This window comes from Pseudoalteromonas sp. BZA4, from assembly GCF_040104395.1.
Classification (GTDB): domain Bacteria; phylum Pseudomonadota; class Gammaproteobacteria; order Enterobacterales; family Alteromonadaceae; genus Pseudoalteromonas.
Genome location: NZ_JBECOT010000104.1, coordinates 1 through 6,867 on the forward strand (window position 1 = coordinate 1; position 6,867 = coordinate 6,867).

Below are 6,867 nucleotides of genomic sequence, written 5' to 3' on the forward strand. Positions count from 1 at the left end.
AAAGTGATGTTACTGAATATATGAAATATTACAATCTGGAAAGGCTGCACTCAGCTAATAACGATCAGTCACCAGTAGAGTATGAAAATTCTTTAAGAAAAGTGTCCGGCTGGAGTTGACCAGAACAATCGTCCTCCTCGGAACCATTTAGGAAAGTTATATAGAAACCTATCACAACAGATGCCAACATACAAACAAAAGCAATGACTAGCTTTATAAGTCCTTGAATTTGAATTTCGTAGCATGTTTTGTTGTCGAAACCACACGGCCAAACATATCCGCAAAACCACTAACAGAGAGCTCTGGAATATAGCCAACAATTGTTGCTAATAAGATTAGTTCAACCATGATCTTATTTAGCATTTTGTTTTTCATAAGCAATTCATTTGAATCTCCTCAAAGTAAATTTGAGGGTTCACACCCTTGAGGGAGTAATCCCCCAAGGGTTGTTTATGCTTCAAATAGCAATTCTGCCGTTTCACAGGCATTTGCGATTGTCACATTGTGTATCACAAGCAAATCTACAGTCTTTCTATATTTTTCAATTAATAAAAAGTGAGTAGTTTTTGCTATGAAGTGTCTGATAACCATATCTGGATAGTATCCATTGCGGTATGCTGCGAAATGACGTAGCTGAGAACCACCAGCTTTTGCCATTTCAATATGATGTTTACTCATTGCTCCTCCAAAGAAAGGGGGAGCTTCCCAAGCGGGGGGCTCCCCGCATGGGTTGGTTGTAAAAATCTAAAAGGTTACTTCAACCTCAATGTCACCTTTTGGCTTACAAACGCAAGGTAATATCTCACCTTCATTTGTAAAGCCAATTGGTTCATCGATATATTCGACATTGCCCTTTAGTAATTTGATGCGACACGCCCCACAAAAACCTGATTTACAGTTAGATGTAGGGGCAACACTATTCAGCTCTAAAGTCTGTAATAGTGTTCCATTTGTGTCATTGTAAACTTGACCAGAAACGCTAATCATTTGACACCTCCAGTATTAACAGAGATGTCAACAGGTAAGCGAAATGAAAAAGCACTAGGGCCTGCTAAGTTGTAGGTGTCCAGCCAGTCCATACTTTTGCTGCCATTAGGTATATCTAAAGGTGGCATATAAATATCAACAAACTTTCCTTCTCTACGTAGCCTCGCAGCTAATGCTTCTGCTTTTTCTTGACCTGCTCCAGATGCATCCTTATCAGCAAAAATTAATACTGAAGTCACACTATCTGGAATTTTTACCATTTTTAGTAATGTGTCCGAATAGCATGACCACATAGGACAACCTGTAGCCTCACGAACAGCTAATGCAGTTTCAATTCCCTCACATACGCCAATAAAGGTGTTATCACCTTCAGTTACTGGTGAGTCAATTTTAATTGAACATCCACCAATATAGCTGGGCGGAGGCATTAACATCTTCGCATTAGGTACATCTGCTTTTAAGCCTTGCTTGTTAAGGAAAATTCGATGAATCGTGATCCGATTACCATCTGGATCAGTCATTGAACCTAGTAAACCATGAAGTTTCTTAGGTTTAGACTGACCATCTCCCCACCAAAGCTCATCAGCATACCCAAGTGTATACGGTAAAGTTTTCGCATCAGTTTTAAGTCCACGGCTGTTCAAGTAAGCTTGTATCCGACCAGATTGATCATGAGCTGCAGGAATAGCGTGTTGAAATAGCTTCTCAAGTTTTGCAACTCGTTTTGCTTTTTCATCATCGTTAATACCTTTTGGCTGTGAAGCTTTCACATTTTTAACGTATTCGCGCGAGATGCTTGATAAGTCACCACCACAGATATCGATTATTTTGTTTAAAGCGTGGCTTTTTGAGCAACTCTCCATAAACGCAATTACATCTATTCCACCGGGTAAAGCACCTACATCGTTATGGTATGCACCACCGGTATCAACCCAATCTCGGAAAAGGCGAAACTTAGTTCTTCCGTTTCCAGTTTTTGGGCATGGTACTTGTGGTGAACCACCGTGGTTATTTGATTTTGAAACTGCTTCATTAAGTCCTGGGTAGGCTGAGTAGACAGAAGACCACCCGCCATTTGACTTAACTAAAGCAAGTACTTTATCTATTTTTGATTCAATCATTACAACTCTCCTATTCCTCAAGACGACCCTAAAGCGTCCTGAATACAAGGCGCTTTAGGTGGTCGCCTCGAATAAAAAGAAGAGTTAGCCCTAAGGCTAACTCATACGTTTAGCCTTGAGCTTGAGCTCGTTGTTGACCTTCAAATAAAGGTCCCCACTTAGCACGTAATGAAAGAATCGTTTTACCGCCAATATGTACCTCTCTCACTTCAGTGTTAGGTATTGACGATGGGATTGGCATAATTGCCTTTTTAATTGAATTATTCATACGTATCTCCTCCAAAGAGTACAAAAAAGGGGATACGCCCCTTATGGGAAGTATCCCCACAAGGAATGGTTTTAATTTGAGTTAGATAAGACCGCGCTCAGCAAAAGAGACAATATTTTCGCCAATAATGATGTGATCTAACACTTGTACATCAATATGATTGAGTGCATGTTGGATCTTAGTGGTTATTAGCTTGTCTGCTTGCGATGGTTCGGCAATACCTGATGGGTGGTTGTGCGCTAAAATGACAGAAGATGCATTCTTTTTTAGTACACTTTTTACAATCTCCCGAGGATAAACACTTGCAGCATTTATCGTTCCGGTAAACAGTATTTCTTTGTCTATAAGTCTATTTTGGTTATCAAGATAAAGCATGTAAAAGACCTCATGCTCCAATCCCTTTAAATGGACCTCTAGATAATCTGTGACTTGGGTAGGGCTCTTAAAAATAGCACCTCGTCTCAGCCTATTGTTTAGAAGCTTCTTGGCTGTTTCAATAATTTCATCAGAGCTAAGCTCTGACGTGATTATATATTTACCAGTTTCTTCATTTAGTTTTAAGTTAGAAATAGTCATTGTCTCCTCCAAAGAAACATTAAGCGGAGACAATTACCCAGAGGATAATAATCCCCTATGGGTTGATTTAAGTTTGTTGAACACAAGCAAGCTGAACTCGCTTATGCTAAATCTAGGGTTAAACCCAAAGTAACAACGAGACGTCGGTACTTGTTCTACACAAATACAAGGATCTGAGTAGCTTTTATGCTTTATCAAAATTAATTACCTTACGGTAAATTTGATAGCAAGGTGCCATCATTAAATTAATGATAAATGCAAAAAAATCAATTTGGCTTATATGTAGTAGTGTGTGTGATTCATAGACATCCTTTCTATACTTGGATGTTATGAACGATGAAATTCAACAAAGACTTAAGTGGATAAAGCTTTATCAAGAAACAAACAACGCAGGTTTAGTTTGTCTGCGTTGTGGAATATCTAGGCCAACATTACGAAAGTGGTGGTCTAGGTATCAAGAGCAAGGTCTTGATGGCCTTAAAAGTTTGAGTAAAAGACCCCACAGTTCACCAAATCAAAAAATGTCTCCAGAATTGGAAGCTAAGATTTTAGTCTTAAGAAAATCTAGAAACTTAGGCGCTCGAAGAATCCAAAGTGAGTTGCTTAGAAATGAGCAAATTAAGTTAGGGCTAGCTACTATTCATAAAGTGCTTAAAAAGCACCAAGTTGACCCTATAGTTATTTATCGTAGAAAGCCTGACTTCAAAAGATACTCTAAGCCTATTCCTGTCGAAAGAGTTCAAATGGACACCTGTAAAATAGCCCCTAATTTATACCAGTACACAGCTATTGATGACTGTACACGCTATCGAGTGTTAAGGCTTTATAAGCGACGTAGTGCCACTAATACCATTGACTTTGTAGAGTCTGTAATTGAAGAAATGCTATTCCCTATACAGCGATTTCAGACAGACCGAGGTACAGAATTTTTTGCTGAAAAAGTGCAAAAGTTATTAATGAGATACAAGATAAAATTCCGACCAAATAAGCCAGCTTCACCGCACCTTAATGGCAAAGTTGAACGCTCTCAAAAAACAGATAAAGCTGAGTTTTATGCAACTGTTGATTTGGAATCTGAAGATATTCACGAGCAACTTTCTGAGTGGCAGCACTATTACAATTGGGAGAGACCACATAGTGCTCACAATGGAAAAACGCCGATAGAAAGGTATTTTGAAGTTAGTGAACAAACGCCATTTTCAGATGAAATTGAGGGGTTTTATCAAGCGCATAATGAACGTGTTCAATTATCCAATTACAGAAGGGATTTAGAGATCGCAAAATTGAAACGATCTCTATGAATCACACAGATTTCTATAATTGTCTTTGCCCCAAATTTTTCGAAGAAAGGAGCTGAAAGATGACTGGCGGCGATATCTATAACTTTCATGTCACTGTCCTTTGCCATTTTCTTAGCGTAAGACATCATTGCCGTTCCGATGCCATTAGCCTGCACCCGTGGAGAAGTCACAATCTAAGTGATATGAGCACGGTTTATTTTAGGATCGATATCCAGCCCAAAGACAGTCTTCTAAATAAGAGTTACTATAGTCACAAAATATCAAATTATTTTCAGTCATAATATTCCAAAAATTAACTAGTTATTATTTATCCCACATGGGAGTGCAGTTAAACGCTCGTTCCCAAACGCGGTCACGTTGGAAAGTTAGATTAACTTTACCATTTATATTATTTTACTTGTTTGCTTTATCTTTGCTTCTATCTTGGCTAACCAAATCAGCGGAATAATAATTAAAGAAGATCCTATAGCCAAGCTCAGGTCCGGTATTTCATCGAACCACAGCACCCCTACAACTACAGCACCTAATAAACCAGTGTATTCGGCACTGGAAATTTTACTGGCTTCGATTGCTCTATATACCAATACACATATACCAGCATAAATTAGGATAAAAGTGTTGGAGCCTGTTGCCGTTAACATTGGAGTCCAGTCCCAAGGTTTGCCTTCCCATAACGCCAACCCAAGTGCGGCTGGGATACCTACTAGGTTGGTGAGCATTAAAGTTTGGAACACATTATGATGCTGAGGTAATTTACGAACCAATAAATTATTTACAGCCATAGTCAATGCGACGACAAGAGCGGCAATCGCTGCCCAATTAATTTGTGTTGGTTTGACCACGATAAGTACGCCGATAAAGCCCAAAACAGCAGCAGCAATTGAGTGGCTAGTCAGCTTTTCCTGAAACAATATCATGGCTAACGGCAGCATAAGCAAAGGCGCTGTATAGAAAATAGCATTTACGGTAGCTAACGGCAGAGCGCCCAGAGCGAATACCATAAATATTGTCCCTAATAACCAAATGTGGCCACGTATAAAGTGCCATTTGAGGCCAGCGAAGAGGCTTTGTTTATTACTGAGTAGACAAAATGGAAGTAGAATCAGCACTGCGGTCAATTGACGAAATAATACAAATTGGTATATGGCAGTATCTGCTGGCAGAGTTTTTATCAAAGCGTCAGAAAAAACACCAATTATATTTCCGATGATAAGTAATGTCATCGCGAGTCCGACAGTTATTTTGGGCATTTCATTACTCCTGCTACATTCTAGAAAATGTCAATGGAACTGAATTAATAGAGTTACGTTTGTAAAACGGTTATATGATTAGCGTATTCCATACCTTATATGATGTATAATGTTTAAAATTTTTTTAGTATGAGCTAAATTTATAATGAAGTTGCCTCCTTTACGTGCCCTGCAATGCTTTGAAGCTGTTGCGCGACTTAATAGCTTTTCCAAAGCTGCTGAGCACCTCAATGTGACTCAAAGTGCGGTTAGTCACCAAGTTCGATTACTCGAAGACTATTTGGGTGGAACTCTGTTTAACCGACAGGGGCGTTCTTTTTCCTTGACTAAGGTCGGGGAACGTTACTTTGAAGAAGTGACTAACTCATTAGGAAATCTATCAAATGCCAGTCAAATGATACGTCACGGGAAATCAGGCAATCTTCGTTTGGCTTTATATAGCTCTGTGGCGGTGAACTGGTTGATACCGAAGTTAGAAGATTTTAGAAATCAGCACCCAGAAATAGAAATAACTTTAAATATGGTCGGGGATCAACCGGATTATAATGACCAATTTGCGGATTGTTTTATTTCAGTGAATCCACCGGAACGTAACTTTGTCAATCAATTCATGTTTACTGAAAAACTTTATCCCGTGTGTGGAAAAAAGCTTTGGCAGCAGTTAAGAAATAAGCCTCTACCTGATTCATTATGGCAACACCCGTTATTATCAGTACAATACTCAGATACAAATGAAAGTCTCGGTGACGACTGGTTACGTTGGTGTATGAGTGGTAAATTTGAATTACCCAAAGACGTCAAAATTAATCAATTTAGTCATGTCTTACTTGCCGCTGAAGCGGCTCGATATAATTTGGGAATTACCCTCATTAATAATTACATGATGGATGATCAGGATCGCCAGCAAAGTCTTGTGCGCATACCTATGCACGAGCTTAATACCGGAGATAACTTCTATTTTGTCTATAAGGAAACACGAGCTAGGCAACCTGATATTATGAAATTAGGTCGTTGGCTTAAACAGCAGTGTTATGAACTGGAATCAGCTTAGCTATTTAAATTAGAGTTGAAGGTGAATACTAGCTACTTAGAAGTAGCTGTCAGCGTCCGTTTAGTTTTGTTAGTTGCCAGTCAAAATGAGTTTGCCAGAGGCCTTTATTGGCTATTCACTGTCAGTTTTAATTCAACTCTATAAATCAAATCTGGCAGATCAAGTTAAGACTTATTCACATAATGATGTTAACACCAAGCGATTTTGTCGTACTTTAATTACCACGCGATTCTGTCGTAATCGCTAATTACCAAGGGAAATTGACGGTTATCTTTAACCGTGTTCTTTAAATGTTTTGTTTAAGCATTTGAGG

General features: G+C 38.9%; 10 protein-coding genes. 3 read left to right on the forward strand and 7 right to left on the reverse strand.

Features of this window, described 5'->3' with window-relative positions; genetic code table 11:
* Positions 1-119: IS3 family transposase (locus tag ABMY41_RS21040; RefSeq protein WP_235374343.1), on the forward strand; the 119-nt coding region annotated here is incomplete at its 5' end.
* Positions 120-213: 94 nt separating this feature from the next.
* Here the strand turns inward: ABMY41_RS21040 and ABMY41_RS21045 are convergent.
* The 6 genes from ABMY41_RS21045 to radC all read right to left on the reverse strand — a co-directional run bounded on the left by ABMY41_RS21045 (position 214) and on the right by radC (position 2,985).
* Positions 214-363 carry a hypothetical protein gene (locus tag ABMY41_RS21045; protein WP_161805764.1) on the reverse strand — a complete coding sequence of 50 codons (150 nt, stop codon included), beginning with the start codon at positions 361-363 and terminating at the stop codon, positions 214-216.
* 87 nt (positions 364-450) lie between these two features.
* The gene (locus ABMY41_RS21050; protein ID WP_036973827.1) at positions 451-678 is read right to left on the reverse strand and encodes a hypothetical protein; all 228 of its coding nucleotides are present in this window, start codon (positions 676-678) and stop codon (positions 451-453) included.
* Positions 679-744: 66 nt separating this feature from the next.
* Positions 745-987, reverse strand: a complete 243-nt coding sequence (yfaE, locus tag ABMY41_RS21055; protein WP_036973826.1) for a class I ribonucleotide reductase maintenance protein YfaE — start codon at positions 985-987, stop codon at positions 745-747.
* On the reverse strand, positions 984-2,108 hold the full coding sequence (locus ABMY41_RS21060; RefSeq protein ID WP_138600911.1) for a toprim domain-containing protein: 1,125 nt from the start codon (positions 2,106-2,108) through the stop codon (positions 984-986). Before ABMY41_RS21060 ends, yfaE begins: the two co-directional genes overlap by 4 nt.
* Before the next feature lie 109 nt (positions 2,109-2,217).
* Positions 2,218-2,376: a hypothetical protein gene (locus tag ABMY41_RS21065; RefSeq protein ID WP_162898094.1), complete on the reverse strand. Its 159-nt coding sequence runs from the start codon at positions 2,374-2,376 to the stop codon at positions 2,218-2,220.
* Positions 2,377-2,457: 81 nt separating this feature from the next.
* The gene (gene radC, locus ABMY41_RS21070; protein WP_328256355.1) at positions 2,458-2,985 is read right to left on the reverse strand and encodes a DNA repair protein RadC; all 528 of its coding nucleotides are present in this window, start codon (positions 2,983-2,985) and stop codon (positions 2,458-2,460) included.
* 296 nt (positions 2,986-3,281) lie between these two features.
* Between radC and ABMY41_RS21075 the strand changes: the two genes are divergently transcribed.
* Complete coding sequence (locus tag ABMY41_RS21075; protein WP_063529430.1) at positions 3,282-4,253, forward strand: IS481 family transposase; 972 nt, start codon at positions 3,282-3,284, stop codon at positions 4,251-4,253.
* 383 nt (positions 4,254-4,636) lie between these two features.
* On the opposite strand, the gene ABMY41_RS21080 is transcribed toward ABMY41_RS21075, so the two are convergent.
* Positions 4,637-5,503 carry a DMT family transporter gene (locus ABMY41_RS21080; protein ID WP_055022413.1) on the reverse strand — a complete coding sequence of 289 codons (867 nt, stop codon included), beginning with the start codon at positions 5,501-5,503 and terminating at the stop codon, positions 4,637-4,639.
* Between the two features lie 145 nt (positions 5,504-5,648).
* Here ABMY41_RS21080 and ABMY41_RS21085 point away from each other — a divergent pair, with 145 nt between their 5' ends.
* The gene (locus ABMY41_RS21085; RefSeq protein ID WP_055022412.1) at positions 5,649-6,554 is read left to right on the forward strand and encodes a LysR substrate-binding domain-containing protein; all 906 of its coding nucleotides are present in this window, start codon (positions 5,649-5,651) and stop codon (positions 6,552-6,554) included.
* Positions 6,555-6,867 lie beyond the last annotated feature (313 nt).

What these genes read in the sequence shown, in the direction of transcription:
- ABMY41_RS21075 (WP_063529430.1), top strand. Translation starts at nt 3,282, where the DNA reads ATGAACGATGAAATTCAACAAAGACTTAAGTGGATAAAGCTTTATCAA.
- ABMY41_RS21080 (WP_055022413.1), bottom strand. Translation starts at nt 5,503, where the DNA reads ATGCCCAAAATAACTGTCGGACTCGCGATGACATTACTTATCATCGGA.
- ABMY41_RS21050 (WP_036973827.1), bottom strand. Translation starts at nt 678, where the DNA reads ATGAGTAAACATCATATTGAAATGGCAAAAGCTGGTGGTTCTCAGCTA.
- ABMY41_RS21065 (WP_162898094.1), bottom strand. Translation starts at nt 2,376, where the DNA reads ATGAATAATTCAATTAAAAAGGCAATTATGCCAATCCCATCGTCAATA.
- ABMY41_RS21085 (WP_055022412.1), top strand. Translation starts at nt 5,649, where the DNA reads ATGAAGTTGCCTCCTTTACGTGCCCTGCAATGCTTTGAAGCTGTTGCG.
- yfaE (WP_036973826.1), bottom strand. Translation starts at nt 987, where the DNA reads ATGATTAGCGTTTCTGGTCAAGTTTACAATGACACAAATGGAACACTA.
- ABMY41_RS21060 (WP_138600911.1), bottom strand. Translation starts at nt 2,108, where the DNA reads ATGATTGAATCAAAAATAGATAAAGTACTTGCTTTAGTTAAGTCAAAT.
- ABMY41_RS21045 (WP_161805764.1), bottom strand. Translation starts at nt 363, where the DNA reads ATGCTAAATAAGATCATGGTTGAACTAATCTTATTAGCAACAATTGTT.